This window comes from Streptomyces sp. NBC_01298 (assembly GCF_035978755.1).
GTDB lineage: Bacteria > Actinomycetota > Actinomycetes > Streptomycetales > Streptomycetaceae > Streptomyces.
Map to the genome: position 1 here is coordinate 7,983,452 of NZ_CP108414.1, position 21,898 is coordinate 8,005,349.

The 21,898-nt window shown below is 72.6% G+C and carries 20 protein-coding genes; 6 read left to right on the forward strand and 14 right to left on the reverse strand.

Features of this window, described 5'->3' with window-relative positions:
* Positions 1–7: 7 nt before the first annotated feature.
* Positions 8–829, reverse strand: a complete 822-nt coding sequence (modA, locus tag OG730_RS36495) for a molybdate ABC transporter substrate-binding protein (RefSeq protein WP_327308266.1) — start codon at positions 827–829, stop codon at positions 8–10.
* 124 nt (positions 830–953) lie between these two features.
* A complete protein-coding gene (locus OG730_RS36500) occupies positions 954–1,349 on the reverse strand; it encodes a TOBE domain-containing protein (RefSeq protein ID WP_327308267.1) in 396 nt (131 codons plus the stop codon).
* A gap of 147 nt (positions 1,350–1,496) precedes the next feature.
* Between OG730_RS36500 and OG730_RS36505 the strand changes: the two genes are divergently transcribed.
* From OG730_RS36505 to OG730_RS36515, 3 genes are all read left to right on the forward strand, one after another.
* Entirely contained in the window at positions 1,497–1,886 is a 390-nt protein-coding gene (locus OG730_RS36505; RefSeq protein ID WP_274547381.1) for an RNA-binding S4 domain-containing protein, read from the forward strand.
* Positions 1,887–2,534: 648 nt separating this feature from the next.
* Positions 2,535–5,549, forward strand: coding sequence for a carbohydrate binding domain-containing protein (locus tag OG730_RS36510; RefSeq protein ID WP_442815138.1), 3,015 nt, complete (start codon positions 2,535–2,537; stop codon positions 5,547–5,549).
* Between the two features lie 77 nt (positions 5,550–5,626).
* Positions 5,627–6,253, forward strand: coding sequence for an alpha-ketoglutarate-dependent dioxygenase AlkB (locus OG730_RS36515; RefSeq protein WP_327308268.1), 627 nt, complete (start codon positions 5,627–5,629; stop codon positions 6,251–6,253).
* Between the two features lie 11 nt (positions 6,254–6,264).
* Here OG730_RS36515 and OG730_RS36520 read toward each other — a convergent pair whose 3' ends face one another.
* Both OG730_RS36520 and OG730_RS36525 read right to left on the reverse strand, forming a co-directional pair.
* A complete protein-coding gene (locus OG730_RS36520) occupies positions 6,265–6,561 on the reverse strand; it encodes a YkvA family protein (protein WP_327308269.1) in 297 nt (98 codons plus the stop codon).
* The gene (locus OG730_RS36525) at positions 6,561–7,025 is read right to left on the reverse strand and encodes a MarR family winged helix-turn-helix transcriptional regulator (protein WP_327308270.1); all 465 of its coding nucleotides are present in this window, start codon (positions 7,023–7,025) and stop codon (positions 6,561–6,563) included. The genes OG730_RS36520 and OG730_RS36525 overlap by 1 nt, the downstream gene beginning before the upstream one ends.
* A gap of 120 nt (positions 7,026–7,145) precedes the next feature.
* Here OG730_RS36525 and OG730_RS36530 point away from each other — a divergent pair, with 120 nt between their 5' ends.
* The gene (locus OG730_RS36530; protein ID WP_327308271.1) at positions 7,146–7,718 is read left to right on the forward strand and encodes a DoxX family protein; all 573 of its coding nucleotides are present in this window, start codon (positions 7,146–7,148) and stop codon (positions 7,716–7,718) included.
* 86 nt (positions 7,719–7,804) lie between these two features.
* Positions 7,805–9,619 carry a glycoside hydrolase family 15 protein gene (locus OG730_RS36535; protein WP_327308272.1) on the forward strand — a complete coding sequence of 605 codons (1,815 nt, stop codon included), beginning with the start codon at positions 7,805–7,807 and terminating at the stop codon, positions 9,617–9,619.
* 86 nt (positions 9,620–9,705) lie between these two features.
* Here OG730_RS36535 and OG730_RS36540 read toward each other — a convergent pair whose 3' ends face one another.
* The 6 genes from OG730_RS36540 to OG730_RS36565 all read right to left on the reverse strand — a co-directional run bounded on the left by OG730_RS36540 (position 9,706) and on the right by OG730_RS36565 (position 15,784).
* Positions 9,706–10,476, reverse strand: a complete 771-nt coding sequence (locus tag OG730_RS36540; protein ID WP_442815234.1) for an ABC transporter ATP-binding protein — start codon at positions 10,474–10,476, stop codon at positions 9,706–9,708.
* A gap of 46 nt (positions 10,477–10,522) precedes the next feature.
* Positions 10,523–11,566, reverse strand: a complete 1,044-nt coding sequence (locus OG730_RS36545; protein ID WP_327308273.1) for a taurine ABC transporter substrate-binding protein — start codon at positions 11,564–11,566, stop codon at positions 10,523–10,525.
* Between the two features lie 57 nt (positions 11,567–11,623).
* Complete coding sequence (locus OG730_RS36550; protein ID WP_327308274.1) at positions 11,624–12,544, reverse strand: ABC transporter permease; 921 nt, start codon at positions 12,542–12,544, stop codon at positions 11,624–11,626.
* Complete coding sequence (locus tag OG730_RS36555) at positions 12,541–13,656, reverse strand: LLM class flavin-dependent oxidoreductase (protein WP_327308275.1); 1,116 nt, start codon at positions 13,654–13,656, stop codon at positions 12,541–12,543. Before OG730_RS36555 ends, OG730_RS36550 begins: the two co-directional genes overlap by 4 nt.
* Before the next feature lie 446 nt (positions 13,657–14,102).
* Positions 14,103–14,639, reverse strand: a complete 537-nt coding sequence (locus OG730_RS36560) for a rhodanese-like domain-containing protein (protein WP_327308277.1) — start codon at positions 14,637–14,639, stop codon at positions 14,103–14,105.
* A 269-nt stretch (positions 14,640–14,908) separates the two neighbouring features.
* On the reverse strand, positions 14,909–15,784 hold the full coding sequence (locus tag OG730_RS36565) for a helix-turn-helix transcriptional regulator (RefSeq protein ID WP_327308279.1): 876 nt from the start codon (positions 15,782–15,784) through the stop codon (positions 14,909–14,911).
* 118 nt (positions 15,785–15,902) lie between these two features.
* Here OG730_RS36565 and OG730_RS36570 point away from each other — a divergent pair, with 118 nt between their 5' ends.
* Entirely contained in the window at positions 15,903–16,961 is a 1,059-nt protein-coding gene (locus OG730_RS36570; RefSeq protein ID WP_327308280.1) for a zinc-dependent alcohol dehydrogenase family protein, read from the forward strand.
* A gap of 85 nt (positions 16,962–17,046) precedes the next feature.
* Here the strand turns inward: OG730_RS36570 and OG730_RS36575 are convergent, their stop codons facing one another.
* From OG730_RS36575 to OG730_RS36590, 4 genes are all read right to left on the reverse strand, one after another.
* Positions 17,047–18,483 (reverse strand): APC family permease, encoded by a 1,437-nt coding sequence (locus OG730_RS36575; RefSeq protein WP_327308281.1) that lies wholly within the window; start codon positions 18,481–18,483, stop codon positions 17,047–17,049.
* Positions 18,484–18,768: 285 nt separating this feature from the next.
* Positions 18,769–19,683 (reverse strand): STM4011 family radical SAM protein, encoded by a 915-nt coding sequence (locus OG730_RS36580; RefSeq protein WP_327308282.1) that lies wholly within the window; start codon positions 19,681–19,683, stop codon positions 18,769–18,771.
* Between the two features lie 32 nt (positions 19,684–19,715).
* Positions 19,716–21,074: an STM4012 family radical SAM protein gene (locus tag OG730_RS36585; protein ID WP_327308283.1), complete on the reverse strand. Its 1,359-nt coding sequence runs from the start codon at positions 21,072–21,074 to the stop codon at positions 19,716–19,718.
* A complete protein-coding gene (locus OG730_RS36590; protein WP_327309568.1) occupies positions 21,071–21,889 on the reverse strand; it encodes an STM4013/SEN3800 family hydrolase in 819 nt (272 codons plus the stop codon). The genes OG730_RS36585 and OG730_RS36590 overlap by 4 nt, the downstream gene beginning before the upstream one ends.
* Between the last annotated feature and the right edge of the window lie 9 nt (positions 21,890–21,898).

Genomic DNA, 21,898 nt, shown 5'->3' on the forward strand with positions numbered 1-21,898 from the left:
CAGGCGGTTACGGCTTCTGGAAGCCCGCGTCCTGGAGGATCTTCTGGGCCTCCGGGGTGCTCAGCCACGCCACGAACGCGGCCGCGGCCTCGGCGTTCTTGGAACCCTTGAGCGAGGCGGCCGGGTACGAGGCCACGGCGTTCTCGGCGTCCGGGATCTCCACGACGGCGACCTTGTCACCGGACTTGAGGGTGTCGGTCTTGTAGACGAGACCGGCGTCGGCCTCGCCCAGCTCGACCTTGCTCAGCACGGCGCGGACGTTGGGCTCCTGGGAGACCGGCTTCACCTCGATCTTCTGGGCGTCGAGGATCTGCTTGCTGTAGCGGCCGACCGGAACCTCGGGCGCGGCCAGTACGACCTTGATCTTGGTGTCGGCGAGGTCCTTGAGGCCGGCGATCTTGAACGGGTTGCCCTTGCCGGTGGCGATGACCAGACGGTTCTTGGCGATGATCGCCGGGTCGTTGGTCTCGCCCAGCAGGCCCGTCATGGTCTTGGTGTCGGCGGTGACCAGAGCGTCGGCCGGGGCACCCTGCTTGACCTGGGCGGCGAGCTCCTGCGAACCCGCGAACGAGAAGGTGATCTTGGTGCCGGGGTGTGCCTTCTCGTACGCCGCGCCGGCGGTCTTGAACACGTCGGTGAGGGAGGCCGCGGCCAGGACCGTCAGGTTCGCGGCCTTGGGCTCGGCGGACGCGGGCGCGGAGGCGCTCGGGGAGGCGGCCGTGTCCTTCTTGTCGTCGCCGCTGCCGCAGGCGGCGAGCGCCGGCACGAGCAGGGCGGCGGAGAGGGTGAGCGCGGCGGTGCGGCGGTTCAGGGGCAGGAACGGGGACATGGGCTGGTGCTCCTCGGTGGGGTCGGCGGCCGGCCTGGTGCCGGATCCGCGCGGTGGTGACCCGCGCCGGTGACGGGCGGAGCGGGTGGGGGCGCGTCGTACTGAGCGGTGGTGCGGAGCGGGGTCAGGCGCGGTCGATGTGCACGCTGGTCGACTTCACGCGGGCGGTGGCCCGCATGCCGACCCGCAGGCCGAGTTCGTCGACCGCCTCCCGGGTCAGCAGGGAGACCAGGCGGTGGGGACCGGCCTGGATCTCGACCTGGGCGGCCACGTCGCCGAGCTTGACGGCGGTGACGATGCCCGGGAAGGCGTTGCGGGCCGAGGTGTGGGTCTCGCCCTCCTCGGTGTGGGCCCCCTGGCCCGCCTCGATGGAGAAGGCGGCCAGGGCACGACCGTCGATCAGCCGGCGACCGCTCTCGTCGCGATGGGTCGCGACACGGCCGGCGTCGGCCCAGCGGCGGGCGGTGTCGGGGCTGACGCCCAGAAGGCGGGCCGCCTGACCGATGGTGTAGGACTGCATGTGCGACAAGGTAGGGGCACGTGTGCGGCATTTGCAATTCCATTGGGATGATATCCATGGCAGGTGCCAATGTGTTGTCGGAACTGCCAAAGGGTGCTCCGTTTCCGCGGGCTCGGCCCGCCCGGCTCGTCTCGCTAGAGTCGGTGCATGGCTGAAGAGGGAACCGCGGGTGCGGGGTCGGCGCGGGTCGACGTGTGGATCTGGTCGGTCCGGCTGACGAAGACGCGCGCGATCGCCGCCACGGCGTGCCGGGCGGGACACGTGCGGGTCAACGGGGAGCGCGCGAAGCCGGCCCAGGCGGTGCGGGCCGGGGACGAGGTGCGCCTGTTCCATGCGGGGCGCGAGCGCATCGTGGTGGTCCGGCGCCCGGTCTCCAAGCGGGTCGGCGCCCCGGCCGCCGCGGAATGCCTGACGGACAACAGCCCGCCGCCGCCGACCCCGGTGGAGGCGGCGGTGGTCGGCATCCGCGACCGCGGCGCGGGCCGCCCGACGAAGCGCGAACGCCGCGAGATCGAAACCCTGCGCGGCGGCCGGTAGGGCGGCAGCGGGCGCACCGCCTGCCCCGGGGGTCCGGAGGGCCCGGCCGGTCCCGGCTGGCCCCGGAGGCCTCCGCTGCTCCCGGCCGGTCCGCGTCGGGCCCGCCGGTCTCCGCTGCTCCTGGCCGGTCCCGCTGGTAAGCGGCGCTCCCCGCCGGTCCCGGTGGGGGCTCGCTGGAACCTGCCGGTCTCCGCCGGTCCCGGTGGGGGCTCGCTGGAACCTGCCGGTCTCCGCCAGCCCCGGTCGGTCCCCGTCGCCCCTGCTGCTCCCCGCTGCTCCCGGCCGGTCCCCGGCCTCCGCCGGCCTCCGCTGGTCCCCGCCGGTCCCCGGCAGCGAGAGGCGGCGCCCGGGGTGCCCGGGATGTCGGCCCGGCGGGCGTGCCTGCGCCGTATGTGTCGGCTTATCGATATCCCAGCGCAGCCGCCGCGCGGCCCCGCTCGCCCGGGGAAAATTTCTGCAAGCGATTGCGCCGCTTCTCTCCATAAAGGGTCCATGAGTGCTGCCCCGATGTGTGCGGTGGCGAGATTTCCGGTTCACAAGGGCTTCACGTGCTGGTGACAGCCCGCTAACCTCCCCGCAAAACCTTGCGGCAAGTTTTCAATGCCGCGGAGCCGCAGGGCTGTTGGGCCCCGCTTCGAGGAGCAGACCTTGAGATCATGTACGCGCTCACACCCCAGAGGGCGGTCCACCGCCCTGGCCCTGGCCGTCGCGGGAAGTCTGGCGGCCGCGCTGCCCGCCGCCGGGGCCTCGATCGCCGAGGCGGCCCCCGCCGCCGTGACGGCGGCCGGCGACGGCACGGCGACGGTCTTCTACTACACCAAGACCCGCAACTGGACTGCCTACAACCTGCATTGGGCACCCGACGGCGGTAGCTGGACCACCGCGCCCGGCACCGGGATGGAAGCCGCCTGTACCGACTGGGTGAAGAAGACCGTCAGCCTCGGCTCGGCCGCCGGCCTTCAGGCGACCTTCAACAACGGCCAGGGGACCTGGGACAACAACGGGGGCAAGAACTACGCCCTGGGCACCGGGGTCATCACCGTCAAGGACGGGGTCGTGGCGCACAGCGACCCCTGCGCCGCGGACCCGGGGGGCGGCACGGGCACCGGCGCGAGCGCCACCGTCTACTACGCGACGACGACCGTCGGCTGGCCGACCGTCAATCTGCACTGGGCCCCGACCGGCGGCGCCTGGACCACCGCCCCCGGCACCGGAATGGACCCGGCCTGCACGGGCTGGGTGAAGAAGACGGTGTCGCTCGGCTCGGCCGCCGGTCTCGCCGGGACCTTCAACAACGGCAACGGCACCTGGGACAACAACAACGGCAGGAACTACGCCCTCGGCACGGGCCTGTCCACGGTGAAGGACACCACGGTCACCGCGAACGCCGCGGACCCGTGCGCCGCCGCCGTCCCCGACACCACCGCGCCCACCGTGCCCGCCGGCCTCCGGGCGGCCGCGACCGACGTGTCCACCGTCGTGACCTGGGACGCCGCCACGGACGACCGGGGAGTGACCGGCTACCAGGTCACCCGCTCGGGCGGCACCAAGGGCACCGTGGTCACCTCGGTCACCTCCACGGTCCTCACCGAATCCAGCCTGGAGGAGCGCACCGCCTACTCCTACACGGTCAAGGCGGTGGACGCGGCCGGGAACGCCTCCGCCTCTTCGGCCGCGGCCGTCGCCACCACCGGAACCCGGCCCCCGGCCCCCGCCGGATCCGCGCCGCTGGGCGGAGACCCGCGCAAGGACCCGATCTACTTCGTCCTCACCGCCCGCTTCAACGACGGTGACGGCGCCAACAACCGGGGCGGCAGCCAGGACGTGAAGTCCGGGAACGCCGCCAACAACGACCCCATGTTCCGGGGGGACTTCAAGGGTCTGGTCGAGAAGCTCGACTACGTCAAAGCCCTCGGCTTCTCCGCGATCTGGATCACCCCGGTCGTCCTGAACCGCTCGGACTACGACTACCACGGCTATCACGGCTACGACTTCTACAAGGTCGATCCCCGCCTGGAATCGGCGGGCGCCTCCTATCAGGACCTCATCAACGCCGCCCACGCCAAGGGCGTCAAGATCTACCAGGACGTGGTCTACAACCACAGTTCCCGCTGGGGCGCCAAGGGCCTGTTCACCCCCACCGTCTACGGCGTGCGCGACGCGCAGTGGTCCTGGTACTACGACGAGAAGCAGGCCGGCTTCGAGTACGACGGCCTCACCGTGGACCCCAAGAGCGGAAAGTCTTACTACAACGGCGACTTGTGGTCGACCGCCGAGCCGTCCGGCAACACCTGCGTCAACTGGGGCGTGGCCACGCAGTACAAGAGCGCCGAGGGCTACACGATCTACAACTGCCAATGGCCCAATCCCACCTCGGGCATGTTCCCCAAGGCCCTGTTCCACCAGTGCTGGATCGGCAACTGGGAGGGTGAGGACGCCCGCTCCTGCTGGATCCACGAGGACCTCGCCGACTTCAACACCGAGAACGCGGCCGTCCAGAACTACCTCATAGGCGCCTACAACAAGTACATCGACATGGGCGTCGACGGCTTCCGCGTGGACACGGCCGTGCACATTCCCCGCGTCACCTGGAACCGCCGCTTCCTGCCCGCCATCCAGCAGCGCTTGGCCCAGCAGTTCGGCGCCCAGAAGGCCCAGGACTTCTACGTGTTCGGCGAGGTCGGCTCCTTCGTGAACGACAAGTGGAACCGTGGATCGGCCAACCAGTCGGCCCAGTACTACACCTGGAAGGAATCGGCGACGTACAGCGCGGACGACGCCACCGCCGCGGTCCAGCAGTACACGACCGACAACGATCCGGCGAAGCAGCCGACCAGCACCAACGCCTTCCTCAACGGGAACCTCTACCACGCCCCCGACCACAGCAAGTTCTCCGGCATGAACGTCATCGACATGCGCATGCACATGAACTTCGGCGACGCGAACAACGCCTTCCAGAACGGCAAGGACTCCGACGACAGCTACAACGACGCCACCTACAACGTCGTCTATGTCGACAGCCACGACTTCGGCCCCGGCAAATCCTCCACCCGTTACGCGGGCGGCACCGAGGCCTGGGCCGAGAACATGTCCCTGATGTGGACCTTCCGCGGCATCCCGACCCTGTACTACGGCTCCGAGATCGAGTTCCAGGCCGGCAAGCAGATCGACTGCGGCCCGACCTGCCCGCTCGCCGGCACCGGCCGCGCGTACTACGGGGACAAGATCGCGGGGACGGTCACCGCCTCCGGCTTCTCGAAGGTCGCCACCGCCACCGGGCCGGTCGCCACCACCCTCGAAGCTCCCCTGGTGAAGCACCTCCAGCGGCTGAACGAGATCCGCCGCGCCGTGCCCGCGCTCCAGATGGGCCAGTACTCCACCGAGGGCGTCTCGGGGGGCATGGCCTTCAAGCGCCGCTACACCGACACCGCCACCGGAGCGGACAGCTTCGCCCTGGTGGCCGTCACCGGCGCCGCCACGTACACGGGCGTACCCAACGGCACGTACAAGGACGCCGTCACCGGCGACGTGAAGACCGTCTCCAACGGCACCCTGTCCGTCCCGGCCCCCGGCAAGGGCAACCTACGGGTCTACGTGCTCGACCTGGGCGGCAGCAATGCCGCCCCCGGCAAGGTGGGCACCTCCGGCCCCTACCTGAAGTAGCGGGGGAGCGGCGGGGCGGGGCGCCATCCCGCCCTGCCGCTCGTGCAAGTGTTCGAATGGCGCGTTATCCTGGACCCATGCACGCACTCCAGGGTTCGCTCTTCGATCAGGGTGACGAGGTCCGGGTCGGCCCGCCGGTGGGCGTCCGGCGCACCGAGCTGGGGGCCGGGGCCTGGGTCGATCACCTGCCGGGCTGGCTGACCGGCGCCGACGCGCTGTTCGAGCGGCTCGCTGCGGACGTCCCGTGGCACGCCGAGCGGAGGCGGATGTACGAGCGGGAGGTGGCGGTCCCGCGGCTGCTCGCGCACTACGGCGAGGCCGACCCGCTGCCGCACCCCGCCCTCACCGAGGCGCGGGACGTGCTGAGCCGTCACTACGCCCCCGAGCTGGGCGAACCCTTCGCCACGGCGGGCCTGTGCCTCTACCGCGACGGGCGCGACAGCGTCGCCTGGCACGGCGACCGGACCGGCCGCTCCGCCACCGAGGACACGATGGTCGCCATCCTCTCGGTGGGCGACCCCCGCGACCTGGCCCTGCGCCCCCGCGACGGCGGCCCCACCCTGCTCCGCCTCCCCCTGGGTCACGGCGACCTGGTGGTGATGGGCGGCTCCTGTCAGCGCACGATGGAGCACGCCGTTCCCAAGACGGCCCGTCCGGTCGGCCCCCGCGTCAGCGTCCAGTTCCGCCCGCGCGGGGTCAGCTGAGCCGGAGGGCCCTACGTCGCGTCGAGTTCCTTGGGCGGGCGGGCCGCCGAGGCCGCCGCGTGGAGGGAGCGCAGGGCCAGGAGCAGGACGCCGATGTCGTCCAGGTAGACCGGGTCGGGGATCAGGTCCACCGGGGAGACCGTGTACGCCACGGCGACCCAGAACAGGGCCTTGTCGCGCAGGGGGATGCCCGCGTCGCGCAGGAGCTTGCGGGCCGCGAAGACCCGTACGAGGAGCACGGCCGCGGTGACCGCCAGGCCGGCCGCCACCACCCCCGCCACGACGAGCCAGACCGTCGTCGCGTCCATCAGGCGCCCTGCGTCCGCAGCCGGCGGCTGACCTCGCCGAGCCCGTCCGCGAGCGCGTCGAGCTGCTCGGGGGTGAGGACGTCCACCAGGACCTCCCGCACCGTGGTCACGTGCCCCGGCGCGGCTTCCGTCAGCCGTGCGCGGCCCGCCTCGGTGAGGACGGCGTAGATCCCGCGGACGTCGGACGGGCAGGTGCGGCGGCGGACCAGTCCCGCCTTCTCCATCTGCGTGACCTGGTAGGTCAGGCCGCTCTTGGAGTTGACGAGCCCGTTGGCGAGTTCCGTCATGCGCAGCTCGCCCTCCGGCGCCCGGGCGAGCCGTACGAGGATCTCGTACTGCGGGTGGGAGAGTCCGGAGTCGTCCTTGAGCTGCTGATCGAGGCGGCGGCCGACCAGGGCGGAAGCGGCCAGGAACCCCTGCCAGGCACGCATTTCGCGGTCGTCCAGCCATTTCGTTTCAGCCATGGATCCAGGCTACATGTGCCGTTCCAATTTGAATCAGCGGTGGATGCGGGGTTAGGGTCACTGCATCGTTCGAATTTGAACAACCTGCCCCTCGGGCCGCCCGACCGGAAGGACCTTCCCATGACCAGCCCCTCCGTCACCACGCCGAAGCCGCGAACCGGCGAGCAGGCCGCGCCCCTCGCGCGCGCCTCCGCCGCCGCGCTGTCCACCCCGGCCCACGACGTCGGCCTGCTCCTCCTGCGCGTGGTCCTCGGTCTGACCATGGCCGGCCACGGCGTCCAGAAGCTCTTCGGCTGGTTCGGCGGCGGCGGCATCAGCGGCACCGGCCAGTTCTTCACCGCCAGCGGATACCCGGCGGGCGACGCCATGGCCGTCCTCGCCGGCCTGACCGAAACCCTCGGCGGGCTCGGCCTCGTGCTCGGGCTGCTCACGCCGCTGGCGGGTGCCGCCCTGGTCGGCACCATGATCAACGCGATGGCGGTGAAGGGCACCGGCTCCTTCTTCGCCCCGCAGGGCATCGAGTACGAGCTCCTGCTCACCGCCGGCGCCGCCGCCCTCGCGCTCACCGGTCCCGGCCGGTACGCTCTCGACCGTTTCCTGCCCGTCCTGCGCGGCCACCGCCTCGCCCACGGCGCCCTCGCGGTCGGCCTCGGCGTCGTCACCGCGGGCGTGCTGCTCCTCGTGCGGAGCTGAACGGAATCGAGCCGTCCCGGGGGCGGCTCGGCGCGGGGACCCGTACGGGCTGATTGAGTGCGCGCATTCGGGGGAAAGTGCCCTAAATGACACAACCCATCGAAGACTACGCACTCATCGGCGACCTGATGACCAGTGGGCTGGTCGGCCGCGACGGGTCCATCGACTGGCTGTGCCTGCCGCGCTTCGACTCGGCCGCCTGTTTCGCCGCCCTCCTCGGCGACGAGGAGAACGGCCACTGGCGCATCGCCCCGTCGGCCGCCCCCGATTCCGCGCGCTGCGCCCGCCGCGCCTACGTCGACGGCACCCTCGTCCTGGAATCCTTCTGGGAGACCGAGGACGGCGCCTCGTTCAAGGTCATCGACTTCATGCCGCAGCGCGACACCGCGCCCGACCTGATGCGGATCGTCGAAGGCCTCACCGGCGAATCGACCGTGAGCAGCACCCTGCGCCTGCGCTTCGACTACGGCCACGTCGTGCCCTGGGTGCGGCGCGGCGGCAACCGCGAGGGCGACCGGGTCGCCGTCGCCGGGCCCGACGCCGTGTGGCTGCGCAGCGAACCCTCCGTGCACACGTGGGGCGAGGGCATGAGCACCCGCTCCGAGTTCACCGTCGCCGCCGGCGAGCGCGTCGCCTTCGTGCTCACCTGGCACCCCTCGCACGAACCGCGCCCCGAGCCCCTGGACCCGTACGCCGCCCTGGAGCAGAGCCTCGCCGACTGGCGGGAATGGACCGGCCGGTGCACGTACGAGGGCCCCTACCGCGACGCGGTGATCCGTTCCCTGATCACCCTCAAGGCCCTCACCTACGCCCCGACCGGCGGGATCGCCGCCGCCGCGACCACCTCCCTGCCGGAGGAGCTCGGCGGCGTCCGCAACTGGGACTACCGCTACTGCTGGCTCCGCGACTCCACCCTCACCCTCGGCTCCCTGCTGGCCACCGGCTACCTCGACGAGGCCCGTGCCTGGCGGGAGTGGCTGCTGCGGGCCGTCGCGGGCGACCCGGCCGACCTGCAGATCATGTACGGGATCGGCGGCGAGCGGCGCATCCCGGAGAGCGAGCTGCCCTGGCTGAAGGGGTACGCGGCCTCCGCGCCCGTCCGGGTCGGCAACGCGGCCGTCGACCAGCTCCAGCTCGACGTGTACGGAGAGGTCCTCGACTCCCTGTACGTGGCCCGCTCCGCCGGACTCCCCGCCGAGTGGCACTCCTGGAAGATCCAGCTCGCGCTCCTCGACTTCCTGGAGCAGAACTGGCACCGCCCCGACGAGGGCCTGTGGGAAGTGCGCGGCCCGCGCCGCCACTTCACCCACTCCAAGGTGATGGCGTGGGTCGCCGCCGACCGCGCCGTGCGCACCCTGGAACTCAACCCCAAACTCCCCGGCGACGTGCGGCGCTGGCGCACCATGCGGGACGCGGTGCACCGCGACGTGTGCGAGAACGCCTACGACCCGGAGCGGGGCACCTTCACCCAGTACTACGGCTCCCGCGAGCTGGACGCGGCCACCCTCCTCATCCCCCGCGTCGGCTTCCTGCCGCCCGACGACCCCCGGGTCGTCGGCACGGTCGACGCCGTCCGCGAGGAGCTGGGCCGCAGCGGCCTGGTCCGCCGCTACAGCACCGAGGGGCTCTCGGTGGACGGCCTGCCGGGCGACGAAGGGGCCTTCCTCGCCTGCTCGTTCTGGCTGACCGACGCCCTGTACCTGACCGGACGGGAGAAGGAGGCGCGGGAGCTCTTCGAGCGGCTGCTGTCCGTACGCAACGACGTCGGACTCCTCGCCGAGGAGTACGACCCCGTCTCCGGACGCCAACTCGGCAACTTCCCCCAGGCGTTCAGCCACGTCGGCCTGGTGAACACCGCGCTCACCCTGAGCGGTGCCAGCCTGGCGGCCGGCCAGGTGTGAGGAGCGCCGGGTGAGGAGCGCCGGGTGGAGGAGCGCGGCCCGCTGACCGGCGCTGGGTGAGGAGTGCGGCGGGTGAGGGGCGGCGGTCAGCCCGGGCGCAGCGCCCGGGCCAGTCGGCCGCGCAACCGCGCGAACTCGGGGGAGGCCCGCAAACCCGCGACGTCCGTGGCCGGGTCGCGGGGGAGCGGCACCGGCAGGTCCTCCACCACCCGGCCGGGCCCCGCGGCCATCACCAGGACGCGGGATCCCAGCAGCACCGCCTCCTCCACCGAATGCGTCACGAACAGCACCGTCGTGCCGAGCCGCCCGGCCAGGGAGCGGACCTCCTCCTGGAGGCGCTCCCGGGTCAGCGCGTCCAGTGCCGCGAACGGCTCGTCCATCAGCAGGAGTTCGGGCTCCGCGGCCAGGGCGCGGGCCAGCGCCACCCGCTGCTGCTGGCCGCCGGACAGCTCCCAGGTGCGGCGTCCCGCCATGCCGGGCAGTCCCACCCGGTCCAGCAACTCGGCCACGCGGTCGGGCCGTTGGGAGCGCGGCACCCCGTGGCGGGCCAGCGCGAAGCCGAGGTTCCCGCCGACGGTCCGCCACGGGAACAGCCTCGGCTGCTGGAACACCACCCCGGCGCCCCGTCCCGGGCGCGGAGCGGCGCCCCGGACCAGGGCGGTACCCGAGGCCGGCTGCGCGAAGCCGGCGATCACCCGCAGCAGGGTGGTCTTGCCGCAGCCGGAGGGGCCGACGAGGACGACGAACTCGCCTGCGCGGACCCGTAGATCCACCGCGTCGAGCACCGTCACGGGCTGCTTCGCCGGTCCGTAGCGGACCGACACCCCGGAGAGGTCCACGGCGAATTCCTCATCCACGGAGACGGCGACGGAGACGCCGGCGGCGGCGGCGGAGGGATCGGGCTCAGTGCGCGGCACGGCCGAGCTCCTCCACCGCGAGGGCCCGGCCGAAGACGGCCTGGTCCGGCACGGAGTCGACCTTCTTCTGCTCCTTCAGGAAGACGGCCGCGTCGTGCAGGGTCGCCGCCAGCTTCCCGGGGGCGCCGGGAGTGCCGAGGTAGTCGGGTCCGGTCTGCTCCTTCGCGCTCAGCAGCACCAGCTCCGAGAGCTGGCGCTTCGCCTCCTCCGGCGCCAGTCCGAGCTCCGCCCCGATGGACTTCGCGGCCTGGTCGGGGGCCGTACGGGCCTGCCCGACGGCCTGGTCCTGCGCCTTGATCCAGGCCGTGACCACCTCGGGGTGGGCGGCCGCGAACGTGTTCGTCACGACGCCCAGGTCGGCGGTGGGCTTGCCCTGCTCGGCGAGCTGCCGGCTCGTGATGAGCACCTTCCCGTCCTTGGTCAGCTCGCTCAGCGTCGGCGTCCACACGTACGCCGCGTCGATGTCCCCGCGCTTCCACGCGGCGAGGGCGTCCTGCGGCTGGAGGTCGATGGTCTGCACGGCCGCCGCGTCCACCCCGGCGGCCTTCAGCGCGGCGAGCAGCGAGTAGTGGGCGGTGGAGCCGAAGGGCGTGGCCACCTTCTTCCCGACCAGGTCCTTGACCGAGCCGATCGCCGGCTTGGCGACCAGCGCCTCGTTGTCGCCGATCAGGTCGTGGATCCACACCACCTTGTACGGGATGTTCAGCGGGGCCGACAGTCCCTTGGTGACGGGGCTCGACCCGGCCAGGCCCAGGTCCACCGATCCGGCGATCACGGCCGTGTTGACGTCACCGCCGGACTCGAACTTCACCCACTTCACGTCGGCTTCGGGTAGGGCCTTCTCCAACAGCTTCTGGTTCTTCACGATCAGGTCGGCATTGGGTATCGCCTGGTAGGCGATCCGTACGCTGATCCGCCCCGGCCCGGCCGCCGAGTCGTCCCCGTCCGCGCCGCACGCGACGGTGGTGGAGGCGGTCAGGGCGACGGCGGCGGCCAGCAGCAGGGCGCGGCGGGAAACGTTTCTGGGCACGGTGGAACTCCAGTATTGAGAAAGGGTGTTGGGGAGAAGTGGGGGAGGGGGCGGGCGTCAGCCGCGGCCGCGCCAGGGGACGGCGAACCGCTCGATTCCCCGGAGCAGGGCGTCGAGCACGATTCCGGACAGTCCGATGGCGAGGATCCCGGCGATCACCAGGGCCGTCTGGTTGTAGCGCTGGGCATCGCGGATCATGCCGCCGATGCCGGGCACGCCGTTGATGGTCTCCGCCGCCACGACCGAGGTGTACGCGACCCCGACGGCGATCCGGATGCCGGTGAGGATCTCCGGCAGCGCGGCGGGCAGTCGCACCGACAGCAGCAGGGATGCCGGACCGGAGCCCAACGCCTTTGCCGCTTCCACGAGTTCGTCCGGGACGGTCCGTACGGCAGCCGCCGTGGCCGCGGCGATCGGCGGCAGTGCGGCGATCACCAGCAGCCAGATCTTCGGGGCCTCGTCGATGCCGAACCAGATGACGAGCAGCGAGAGGTACGCGAGCGGCGGCAGGGTGCGCAGGAAGGTCACGGCCGGCTCCAGCACCACCGCGAGCGGCCGGACGGTGCCGATCAGCAGCCCCAGGGGCACCCCCGCCAGCACCGCGTACGCGGAGCCGGTGCCGATGCGGCCGAGGCTCACCCAGAGGTGCTCGATCAGCAGATGGCCGCCGCAGCCGCGCACGCCGTCGTGCGTGGTGGACGCCAGCAGGAACTGCCGCCACACCTCGCCGGGCGAGGGGACCAGCACCCTCGGCCACAGCTCGGCCGCCACCGCCGCCTGCCAGGCGGCGAGCAGCACGGTCAGGGCGAGGAGGCGCAGCGCGGTCCAGCGCAGTGCCTCCAGGATCCGGGCCCGGGACCGCCGCGGGGCCGTGTCGGAGGTGTTCGCCGTATCCGCCGTATCCGCCGTATCCGGCGTGTCCGGCGGGGCTTCGGACGGGGCGGGTCGGAGCCCGGCCTTCGTGGTCGGGGCGGTCACGCGGTCGCCGCCCCGGTCAGGGCGCGCAGGCGCGGGGCGACCTCTTCGCCCACCCGGTAGGCCTCTTCGAGGTGCGGATAGCCGGACAGGATGAACTCGTCGACGCCCAGGGCCCGGTACTCCGCCAGCCGCTGCGCGACCTCGTCGTGCGAGCCGACCAGGGCCGTCCCGGCACCCTCGCGGACCAGCCCGATGCCCGCCCACAGATTCGGCGCCACCGTCAGCCGTTCGGCGTCCGCGATTCCGCCGTGCAGGGCCGCCATCCGGGCCTGCCCGGTGGAGTCCATGGCGGCGAACCGCTCCTGGCTCGCCCGGACGGCCGCCGGATCCAGCCCGGCGAGGATCCGGTCGGCCTCCGCCCAGGCCTCGGCCGCGGAATCCCGGCTGATGACGTGCAGCCGCAGCCCGAAGCGGACCGTACGGCCCGCCGAGCGGGCCCGCTCGCGCAGCCGGTCGATGCGCGCGGCGATGGCCGACGGCGGCTCGCCCCACAGCAGTTGGACGTCGGCCCGCCGGGCGGCGACCTCCTCGGCGGCGGGCGAGGCCCCGCCGAAGTAGAGCGGGACCGGGTGGCGCAGCTCCGGATCGGTGAGACGGGCTCCCTCGATGTGCAGATGGGCGCCCTCGTGGTCCACCGACTTCCCGTCCAGCAGATCCCGCAGCACGGCCATCACCTCGTCGGTGCGGGCGTAGCGCTCGTCGTGCGCCAGGCCGTCCCCGTAGGCACGCTGTTCGGCGGGGTCGCCGCCCGTCACCACGTTCAGTCCGAGCCGGCCGCCCGCGAACCGGCGGAAGGCGTCGGCCTGTTGGGCGATCAGCGTGGGGCTCGCGAACCCCGCGCGGAACGCCACGAGAAAGCCGATCCGGGTGGTGTGCTGGGCGAGCGCGGACGTCAGGATCCACGGATCGACGCAGCCGAGTCCCACAGGTGTCAACAGTGAGTGAAATCCGGCCTGTTCGGCGGCGCTGGCGACTTGGGCGAGGTACGGGACGTCCGCGGGCCGGCGGGTGGCCGTGCGGCTGCGCCCCTGGACGGCGGTGACCCCGCCGGGGTCGCGGCCGTCCCCGCCCGTGGGCAGGAACCAGTGCAGCAGGAGCGGATTCTCGGGCATGGCGAAACCTCGTCGGAGCGGCGTGACGCGACGCACCGCCGCGGCGAGGATCGGCTGCGGGGCGGCGGTGGCACGGGTACGGGGAAGTGCGGGCAGGAATGCGGGAGTCCGCGCGACCGGAAGCGTGGCCGGTCCGGCCCTGAAGGCAGGATCACGGCCGCCGCGAACGGCGCGGTGAAGGGAGGGGTGGTGAAGGGTGCGCCGAGAGGCGCGGACTCATCCGTACGGAGTCAGATACGGCGGATCGGTGAGATCAACAGCCGTGCGTACGGGAGGCGGCGGCCCGACAGAGCATGGTCGACACGCGCAGCAGATCTACGTGACGACGCGAGGTGAGTACGGGGGCCATGGGGTGCATCCTGTCGGTGTCCGGGCGGTATCGACAAGCGGAGTCCGGATGATGGACGAAATCGTCCCAGATGCCGGGCAAAGAGGGGGCGCGCGGGCTACCGGCGGCGGTTGAAGGGCAGCCGGCCGAGGACCAAGGCCATGCCGCAGGTGTCAGTGAGGGCGGAGAAGACGAGCCCGGCCGCGATCCCGGCGCTGAGCAGTTCGAACGCCGGGTGCACCAGCAGGCCGAGGAGCAGACCGAGGAGGACGAGCGCGCCCGCGGTCAGCCGGACCTGGCGCTCCATGGCCCAGACCCGGCGGGGCCCCTCGGCGGGGTAGTCCAGCGGGTGCCCGTGCGCCGACCACGAGCTGGTGCCGCCGGTGAGGCTGGTGGCCGCGATGCCGTGCCCGGCCAAGGTCCGCGCCGCGTTCTGCGAGCGGGTCCCCGAGGCGCACACCAGCAGCAGCTCCCGCTCCAGCGCGGCCTCGCGCAGCTCGGGCAGGGAGCGGCCGATCCGGTCGAGGGGGATGTTCTGCGCGCCGGGCAGGTGGCCGGAGGCGTACTCGCCGGGGGTGCGGACATCGATGATCCGGAACTCGGTGTGACGGGCGTGGACCTGGCGGACATCGAGGAGGGCGAGGTTGCTGCTCATGGCGAACGGGCTCCTTCGGGAAGGGCAAAGGGGGTGCACGCAGGTGCGGGGGGTGGTGGGGGGTGCGGTGGGGCCGTGGGACCACGGGGGGCGCCGGGGCGACGGGGACGTCGGCGGTGGCGGGGCGGGCGGTCCGGAGCAGGCAGGCGTCAGCGGGGACAACAGGAGCGCGACAGGAGGCGCTGGGTGACGGCCATGGCGCGGAGCATAGACGAAGTGGCGGAGCGGGCAAGACACCCGTTCCACCATTCGGGACGGCGGTACGGGACTCAGCGCCGGGGGCCGGGCCCGGTGCGGGCGTCCTCCCGGCGCCGCAGCAGCTCGGCACTGGCGGCGTCGGCGGGCAGGAAGGCCTCCAGATGCAGCTCGGCCAGGGTTACGTCCACGGCCGTCGAGAACGAGGTGAGGGTGGTGAGCAGCCGGAGCTCCCCCTCGGAGGTCCGCAGCCGCAGCGGCACGGCGAAGCCGAGGTGCTCGGCGGGGCCGGAGTCGCCGACGGAGCCGGAGCCGTTGCCCGAGCCGGAGCGGTCGCCCGATCCGTCGTCCGTGGCCGGCAGGTACTCGTCCAGCTCCTCCACCAGCGCCTCCAGTCCCGGATCGGGGTGCGCCGAGGCCCGGATGCGCAGGCTCTCCGTGATGTGCCGGCCCCAGGCCGCCAGGTTCACCACGCGCGGCCCCATGCCCTCCGGGTGCAGGGCGAGCCGCAGCACGTTCACCGGCGGAGCGAGCAGGTGCGCGGCCGCGCCCTCCGTCAGCACGTCGAACGCCGCGTTCGCCAGGACGAGTTCACCGCGGGGACCGGCCACCACCGCCGGATACGGAAGGTGCCCGGTCAGGATCGACCGCAACGCCTCCATGGCCGGCCCGATGGTCTCCGCGTCCCGCGCCGATTCGGCGTACAGGGGTGCGTAACCGGCACTGAGAAGCAGGGAGTTGCGCTCCCTGAGGGTCAGCCCGAGGGATTCGGCGAGCCGTACCACCATCGCCCGCCCCGGCATCGAGCGGCCGCTCTCGATGAAGCTGAGGTGGCGCTGCGTGGTCCCGGCGAGGGTGGCCAGTTCCAGCTGGCTGATGCGCCGCAGCGCCCGGCGGCGGCGCATCTCGCGGGCGAAGGGGGTCGGCTCGGCAGGAGCGCTGGCGGTCATGTCCCCCTTTCTAGCCGCCGTTTCCACGGAGCCATCGATTCCCCGGAGGGAATTGCCGGTCGTGTCCGGGGGCCGCAGCATCGGGGTCATCGGAAGCATCGCAAGCAGATGTCGGCAGATGACGGACGACCGGCCGGAGGCCACCATGCGCGCGTACCACCTGGAGACGTTCGGCAGGATCGAGGGCATCGTCCCGCGGGACCACGGCGGCCCCCGCCCGCTGCCGGCCGGACCGACCGGGATCGTGGTCCGCGTCCGGGCCGCCTCCCTCAACAAGCGCGACCTGCTCATCCTGCGCGAGCGCTACCCGCTGCCCGCCGTGCCCGGGGTGGTCCCGCTGAGCGACGGCGCGGGCGAGGTGGTCGCGGTCGGGGAGGCGGTGACCCGGTTCGCGGTCGGCGACCGCGTCTCCTGCACCTACTTCCCGCACTGGCGGGACGGCAGGATCACCCCCGCCATGGTCGACCAGCCCGGCTGCACCCTCGACGGGATGCTCGCGGAGTACGCACTGCTCGACGAGGAGTGGGCGGTCCGCGTCCCGGACCACCTGACCTGGGAGGAGGCCGCGACCCTGCCGTGCGCCGCGGTCACCGCCTGGAACGCGCTCACCGGCGGGGAGGGCGGAGCTCCCCTGCCGGGTCAGAGCGTGCTGACCCTCGGCACCGGTCCGGTCGCCCTCTTCGCGGTGCAGTTCGCGAAACTGCTCGGCTGCCGGGTCGTCTCGACCACGTCGAGCGAGGAGAAGGCCGACCGGCTGAAGGCGCTGAGGGCCGACGCGGTCGTGAACTACGTGCGCACGCCCGAGTGGGGTTCCGCCGTACGGGAGTTGACCGACGGTGGCGCCGACCTGGTCGTGGAGACGGGCGGCCCGGACACCATCGAGCAGTCGGTGCGCGCCAGTTCGCTCTACGGGCAGATCGCCCTGCTGATCACCGCCAGTGCCACGAAGTCCGGGATAGAGATCTCGCACGCCGCGTACGCGGCGAGCCTCGCGACGATCCGGCGGGTGTTCGTCGGCAGCCGGACGCAGTTCGAGTCGATGAACCGGGCCGTCGCGACCCACGAGCTGCGGCCCGTGATCGACCGGGTGCTCCCCTTCGAGGAGGCCCGCGAGGCCTACCGCGGCTACGCCGAGGACGCGCCCTTCGGCAAGGTGGTCATCCGCGTGGGTGCGTGACCCGGTGCCGGGGCCGTACGGAAAGAGGTGCGGGGCCACGGGATACGACCCCGTGGCCCCGCACCTCACCTCTGCCGGACGGACGCTACACCGAGACGGCGGGCGCCGCGGCAGGGGCCGAAGCCGGGTCGTCCTCGTCCACCGGGATGGTGACCAGCCAGCGGGTGTCCTTGTGCGGGCGCAGGTACAGCGCCCAGTACACGGTGGCGACGGCGGTGATCCCGCCGGTCCACAGCAGGTACTGGGTCTCCTGCTGGGTGAGGATGTACGCGAACACCAGGATCAGCACGATCGGCACGGCGGGCCACAGCGGCATCCGCCAGGCGGCCGTCTCGCGGTGCGCCCCGCGCCGGCTGGCCAGCGCGGCCACGGCGACCAGCAGGTACATGCCGGTCACCGAGACGCCGGTGACCCCGTAGAGGGTGTCCAGGTTGACGAAACACATCGCCGCGCCGGGGAGCCCGACGAGCAGGGTGGCCACCCACGGGGAGCCGAACCGGCCGAGCCGCGAGAGGGCGGCGTTGACCGGCGCGGGCCAGGCCTTGTCGCGGGCGGAGGCGAACAGCACCCGGGAGTTCTGGATGACCATGACGATGCCCGCGTTGACGATGGCGAGGGCCACGCAGAGGCTGACGAAGGTGCCGACGGCCGAGTTGGACCAGGCGGTCACCATCGTGCCGAGGTCACCGGAGGTCAGGGCCTCCAGGTCGGGGGCGCCCAGGGTGATGGCGATGACCGGGACCAGGATGACGGCGGCGGAGATGGCGAGCGTGGCCAGCACGGTCCGCGGGACGTTGCGGCGCGGGTTCTCCAGCTCCTCCGAGAGGTAGACGGCCGTCGAGAAGCCCTGGGTGACGAAGAGCGCGATGGCGAGCCCGGAGACCACCATCATCGCGGTGACGGTGGAGGTGCCGCCGCCCTCCGCGGCCACGGTGCCGTGCACGAGGGCGCCGGCGCCCCGCTCGCTGTGGGCGAAGCCGAGGACGGCGACGAGCCCGGCCGCGACGACCTCCAGGACGAGGAAGATGCCGGTGATCCAGGCGTTGGCCCGCAGGTCGAGGAGACCGGCGAGGGTGGCCAGCAGCATCACGCCGGCGCCGGCGGCCGGGGCCGGTATGTCGACGACGGGGGCGAGGTAGTCGGCGGTGCCCATGGCGATCACGGGCGGCACGATCATCACGACCAGCAGGGACAGGACGAAGACCAGCCAGCCGGCCAGTCGGCCGGACAGGGTGGACACCATCGCGTACTCGCCGCCGGCGCTGGGGATGAGGGTGCCCAGCTCCGAGTAGCAGAACGCGACCCCGATGCAGAGCAGGGAGCCGATCGCGATGGTGAGCGCGGTCCAGGTGCCGAGGCTGGAGAAGAGGTCCGGGACCACGACGAAGAGGGTCGAGGCCGGCGTCACGCACGAGAGGGTGAGCAGGGTTCCGCCGACGACGCCGATGGAACGCTTGAGCTTCTGGGGCACGGGACCGGTGGCGGGGGAGAGGGCCTGAGGGGCGCTGATCGTGTCAGACATCGGTGCGGTGTTCCGATCGGCAGATGCGGTGAGTGAGCGCGGGAGCGGTATCGCCTCCGGGGCGGTGGTGGGCAGATCTGATTCGGTGGCTCCCGGGCCGAATGGAATCTCCGCGAGATCCGCAGGTCAAGAGCTGTTCACCTGCGGATTTCGTCGTCCGGAGGCGGGTCGGCGGCCCTGCACGTGGTGAACGCCGTGTGAACGCTGCGCGATCACCGTGTGCGATAACCGCATGTGACCGCGGGTAAATTTTCTTCCGCTTTGCCGACCCGCCGCCCTCCCGTGTCACGGAAGGGCGGGGGCGGCGGGGACTGCGGGGCGGGCAGGGAGGGCGGCGAGGGCGGGGAGGGCGGCGAGGGCCGCCGCCGGGATCCGCTCCAGGACTCCGCCCGCGAAGACGTCGTAGAGCGGGAGCGTCTCCAGGTGGACGTAGCCGATGTGGCAGTCGCAGACCGCCAGCGGGCAGGCGCGCGGCCGCAGCGCGGCCCGGTACGAGCCGTCGTAGAGGTTGCCCAGCTCCGCCTTGACGAAATGGCAGCGCCGGACCGTGCCGGAGCCGTCCACCGAGATCACCGAGGCGCCCGTGCGGCACGGCAGGCCCGCCGAGCGGTGGGGGTGGCGGCTGAACGGGAAGAGCGGGTCCAGGGCGGTCCAGTCGGCCGCCTCCGGGTCGGTGTACGCGTGCCCCTCCGCCGCGTTGACCCACAGGTACACCTCGGGCGGCAGCGCGGCGCGCAGCCGGCGGGCCTCCGAGAGGTGCTCGGGCAGGCCGACCACGCCCACGCTGAACCGCACCCCGGCGGCGGCCAGTTCCCGGCACTTGCCCAGGAAGCGGTCGTACGGGGTCTGCCCCGGGTGGTACGTGCACCACAGCGCGAGCGTGTCCGGGTCCGCGTCGGCGGTCCAGCCGGTGCGCCCGCTCAGGTTGGTCTGGATCGCGACCCGGCGCACCTGCGGCAGGTGCGACAGCTCCACCAGGGCGCGCCGGTACCAGGAACGGACCAGGCCCTCGCCCCACGGGGTGAACAGGACGGACAGCCGGTCGCCGGTGTTCGCGGCCGCCCAGCCGGTGAACCGTTCCAGCGCGGCCCGGTCGGCGGTCAGCAGTTCCCGGCTGTCCCGCCGCTTGGCGAACGGGCAGTAGGGACAGTCGTAGTCGCAGGAGGACAGCGGCCCCCGGTAGAGCACGGTCAGGTCCATCGGCGACCCCTCCGCTCCTCGCCCCGCCCCCGTCACTTGCGCTCGTACGCGGCCATCGCGGCCCGTACGTCCGCCGAGAACAGGGCCGGGCCCGCCGCGTCCGAGTGCGCCAGCCCCTCCGGCGTCAGCCGCAGCAGCTCCGCGTCGTCCTCGAGCCAGCCGCGCTCCGCGAAGGCCGCCAGCTCCGCCGGGAAGTCCTCCCACGGGCCGCTCCCGAACCGCTCCCGGTACTCGCCCACCGGCATCCCGCGCGCCTGGAGCAGGGACTGCAGCAGGTGTCGGCGCCGCGCCTCGTCCGGGTCGATCCGGCGGCCGTGCCCGGCCCGCGCGAAGTCCTCCCCGGGGCGGCTCACGTAGTCGTCGATGATGCCGCGGATCTCGCTCATGCCGACCGCGTAGTCGAAGGAGTAGTGCAGCCCGGCCGTGTAGGAGCGGGCCCCGCAGCCGAGGCCGATCATGCCGTCGGTCTGGCAGGCGCCCGGTTCGAGGCCCTGATCGGCGCCCTCCCCGGGGGCCCCGGCCCGGCGGAACATCCGCATCGACACCTGCTCGTACCCGGAGGCCAGCAGGTGGTCCCGTCCGGCCCGGTAGAGCCGCAGCCGCTGCTCGTCCCACCCGGCGGCCGTGGACTCGCCCGGCCTGCGCCCCAGGCCCGTCAGGGGGCGCACGTACAGCGGGTAGAGGTAGAGCTCCTCCGGGCGCCAGGCGAGGGCCGCGTCCAGCGAGTGGCGCCAGCTCGCCTCCGTCTGCCCGTCGATGCCGTAGATCAGGTCGATGTTCAGCACCGGTATCGCCGCGTCCCGGACCCGGGCCAGCGCCGTCTCCACGTCCGCCCGCTTCTGCGGACGCACGGCGGCACGCGCCTCCTCGGGCACGAAGCTCTGCACGCCCAGGCTGAGCCGGGTCGTGCCCCGGTCGGCCAGGACGGCGAGCCGGTCCGCCGTCGCCGTGGCCGGCGAGGCCTCCACGGACAGCGGCACCGCACGCAGGTCGGCGCCCGCGGCCTTCTCCGCGATGTCGCAGAGCCGTTCCAGCTCGGACGCCGTCAGGAAGGTCGGCGTCCCGCCGCCGAAGGCCGCCGCCGTGAACCGTACGGGCTCCTCGTCGCCCAGCGCGTCGCGGACCGCCTTCGCCTGCCGTTCCAGCGCGTCGAGGTAGGCCGTGGTCAGCCCCTCCGGCGCACCGATCCGGGTGAAGAGGTTGCAGAAACCGCAGCGCACCTCGCAGAAGGGGATGTGGAGGTAGAGCGACAGGGCGTCCTTGGGCTGCCGCGCCCACTCCCGGCTGAGCTCGGCGGGCTCGGGCAGCGCGCGGTACGCCGTCTTGTGCGGGTAGGCGTAGACGTAACTCTCGTACGGAGTGGAGCTGATCAGCGGGGTCATCGTGCTCATCGGGGGCCGGGCTCCTCGTGGTTCAGGTGGAACTGTGCGTACGGGACCGTCCAGACGGCCTCGTGGGCGAGCCGGTGGCCCGTGTACCCGTCGTCCCCGTACGTGGTCCCGTGGTCGGAGCAGACGATCGCGAAGCAGCGGCGCCGCGACCGCATCGCGTCGAAGAGCCGCCCGATGTGCCGGTCGACGTACTCCAGCGCGGCCGCGTGCGTCTCCCGCGAGTCCCCGTCCGCCGCGGTCGCCCCGGGGGAGTGGAACCAGTTGGGCTGGTGCATGGCCGATACGTTCAGGAAGAGGAACAGCCGCCGGTCGTGCGGTAGTTGCTCGACGATCCGCTCGGCGCGGGACACCTGGGCCTCGAAGGAGACCGGCGAGGCCACCCCGAACTCCGGTTCCCAGTGCGACTCCTGGAACATCCCGGGCAGTACGGAGCCCAGCGCGGCCGCCTTGTTGAAGAAGCCGACGCCGCCCACGCACACGGTCCGGTAGCCCGCGCCGGCCAGCCCCGACACCAGGTCTGGGGTGTCGAACACCCAGGTCCGCCCGGCGGTGGTCTCACTGCCCGGGAACCGGGCGGCGAACAGCCGCGGATGCGGGCCCGGACCGTCGGGGGTGGGCAGGAAGCCCGCGAACATGGCCTGGTGGGAGGCGTAGGTGAAACTCCCCGGCGCGTGCCGCCGCTCCCACGCCCCGCCGGGCAGGTGCGCCGCCAGGTTCGGGATCCGGCCCTCGGCGGCCAGCCGCGCGGCCACGTCGTGGCGCAGGGTGTCGAGGGTGACGAGCAGCAGGTCGTCCCGGCCGACGACCTCGTTCATGTCGGGGCC

Excerpts from the sequence above, each read along its gene's own strand:
- modA (WP_327308266.1), bottom strand. The coding sequence starts at position 829 with ATGTCCCCGTTCCTGCCCCTGAACCGCCGCACCGCCGCGCTCACCCTC.
- OG730_RS36500 (WP_327308267.1), bottom strand. The coding sequence starts at position 1,349 with ATGCAGTCCTACACCATCGGTCAGGCGGCCCGCCTTCTGGGCGTCAGC.
- OG730_RS36505 (WP_274547381.1), top strand. The coding sequence starts at position 1,497 with ATGGCTGAAGAGGGAACCGCGGGTGCGGGGTCGGCGCGGGTCGACGTG.
- OG730_RS36515 (WP_327308268.1), top strand. The coding sequence starts at position 5,627 with ATGCACGCACTCCAGGGTTCGCTCTTCGATCAGGGTGACGAGGTCCGG.
- OG730_RS36520 (WP_327308269.1), bottom strand. The coding sequence starts at position 6,561 with ATGGACGCGACGACGGTCTGGCTCGTCGTGGCGGGGGTGGTGGCGGCC.
- OG730_RS36525 (WP_327308270.1), bottom strand. The coding sequence starts at position 7,025 with ATGGCTGAAACGAAATGGCTGGACGACCGCGAAATGCGTGCCTGGCAG.
- OG730_RS36530 (WP_327308271.1), top strand. The coding sequence starts at position 7,146 with ATGACCAGCCCCTCCGTCACCACGCCGAAGCCGCGAACCGGCGAGCAG.
- OG730_RS36535 (WP_327308272.1), top strand. The coding sequence starts at position 7,805 with ATGACACAACCCATCGAAGACTACGCACTCATCGGCGACCTGATGACC.
- OG730_RS36555 (WP_327308275.1), bottom strand. The coding sequence starts at position 13,656 with ATGCCCGAGAATCCGCTCCTGCTGCACTGGTTCCTGCCCACGGGCGGG.
- OG730_RS36560 (WP_327308277.1), bottom strand. The coding sequence starts at position 14,639 with ATGAGCAGCAACCTCGCCCTCCTCGATGTCCGCCAGGTCCACGCCCGT.
- OG730_RS36565 (WP_327308279.1), bottom strand. The coding sequence starts at position 15,784 with ATGACCGCCAGCGCTCCTGCCGAGCCGACCCCCTTCGCCCGCGAGATG.
- OG730_RS36570 (WP_327308280.1), top strand. The coding sequence starts at position 15,903 with ATGACGGACGACCGGCCGGAGGCCACCATGCGCGCGTACCACCTGGAG.
- OG730_RS36575 (WP_327308281.1), bottom strand. The coding sequence starts at position 18,483 with ATGTCTGACACGATCAGCGCCCCTCAGGCCCTCTCCCCCGCCACCGGT.
- OG730_RS36580 (WP_327308282.1), bottom strand. The coding sequence starts at position 19,683 with ATGGACCTGACCGTGCTCTACCGGGGGCCGCTGTCCTCCTGCGACTAC.
- OG730_RS36585 (WP_327308283.1), bottom strand. The coding sequence starts at position 21,074 with ATGAGCACGATGACCCCGCTGATCAGCTCCACTCCGTACGAGAGTTAC.
- OG730_RS36590 (WP_327309568.1), bottom strand. The coding sequence starts at position 21,889 with ATGAACGAGGTCGTCGGCCGGGACGACCTGCTGCTCGTCACCCTCGAC.